Genomic DNA, 1,694 nt, shown 5'->3' with positions numbered 1-1,694 from the left:
CCTGCACCGTATCGAGCCTGTCCAGCGTTCGAGGCAGGTCGGCGGTACGGATGKAGCTCGCGAAATAGGGCCGGTCATCGGTCAGCGGACGCACGTCGAAGACGTAGTGCCGTGTCACATCAGCCGCGCCGCCCTTGACCAGCCCTTGCCATACCAAGCGCGCGAGCGTGGTGGACGGCACCGCGGTTTCGGTGCCATCGCCCGGGGCCGCCTGTTCGCCCGTTGTCCCATCGCCTGGGGCAGGGGCGTCAACAGTAGGCGCCTCTGCTGTCGCGCCGTCCCCGAAGATCGAGGCCTGATATTGGTCCAGGATTCCCTGCGCGCTGGCCGGGTCGAAACTGAAGCCGGGGGAATAGACCTCGTCAAAGGACAGATCGGCGGTGTGCTGGCGCAGGGCAGCTAGGTCGGCATCCGTAAAGCCGCCCTTCTTGTAAAGGACGGTGGTGGTGGAAAGGTAGCTTGCGCTGACGAACAAGGACTTGACCCAATCCCCGCCCGCCGCCTGAGCGGCCTTTGCCATCGTGGCGTAAAAGCGCAGCACCGATTTCGGCGGTTCTTCCTTGTTCCATAGGGTCACCGACAGCACGCCGCCCAGGGCCAGCCCTTTGATATAGGATAGCAAGGCTTGCTCGGTATAGGCGTATTTTTCGGCTATCGCGAAACCGCCCGGGTTCGAAAGGCCGACCGACTCTGCAAGGCTGAGGTCGATCACGTCATAGCGTTCTTGAGTGTGGGACAGAAACAACCGCCCGTCATAGCTCACCACCTTGACGCGGGGATCGGCGAAGATGTTGCCCGTGGCCTCCTTCAGATCGGCGGATCGGAAGGCGCGCAGCACCTCCGGGTTGCCTTCGGCGATGGTCACCGAAGTGGCTCCGGCGTTCAAAGCCGTCATGGCTGAAAGCCCGCCGCCGAATTGCACGACAAAGACCTTGGCCTGCGGCTTGACGACATAGGGGTAATACATTGGCAGGTATTGGTAGTAAGCCGCATCCTCGGGCGGTAAGGGGCGCATGATGCCCGACGGCCCCTCGCCATCAATGAACATACCGACATAGGTGTTGGCAGGCAATTCCGGCACGTTGAAAGCAGCGTTGTCGGACAGGCCCGGCGCGAAGTGCATGTAGGAACTGGAATAGATCTGCAAATCTCCGAAGGGTGAATAGCTGCGGTAGAGCCGCGTCGCATCAGGAAAATTGCGCGCGTAGGAGATACCCTTGTAAGGCGACACCGCAATATCGGGCACGCCGAGCGTGGATGGCAGAAGCAGATAGGCGGCCAGAACCAAACCCGCCCCAACCAGCGCCCCCGCAACCTTGCCCAAATGTGCGACACCAATCCACAGCGCAAGGGCCACTGCCCAAAGCACAAGCGGGGCCATCAGCAGCTTCTCGGGCGGCAGGACGTAGAGCGCGCCAAGAATAGCCAGCCCTGCAAGGCCGGAGCCCATCAGGTCGGCAAAATACAGGCGGTTGAACTGCGCCTTGCCCTGCCGGAACACGATGCCGAGAAAGAAAGCGCCGGACAGAAAGGGCAGCAGATAGAGCAGGAAATTGGCCAGAAGCCGCCATTTTTGCATCGGGTCAGAAATCAGGAAGATCGCGTTGAAGGGCACCAGTTGCGCCACAAGGTTGGCTCCAACCGCCAAGGGTCCGAACAAGGCCAGCGCGGCGCTGGCCGAGCCCGTTCCATGC

At 61.7% G+C, this 1,694-nt stretch carries 1 protein-coding gene; it reads right to left on the bottom strand.

The window, feature by feature from the left end; genetic code table 11:
- Positions 1-1,694: spermidine synthase family protein (locus tag AC1DVR_RS23305; RefSeq protein WP_478003008.1), on the bottom strand; the 1,694-nt coding region annotated here is incomplete at both ends.

It is taken from the genome of Rhodobacter sp. P2_H5, assembly GCF_056403335.1.
The sequence above is the reverse complement of the archived record's forward strand: the minus strand, read 5'-3'. Positions and strand labels throughout refer to the sequence as shown.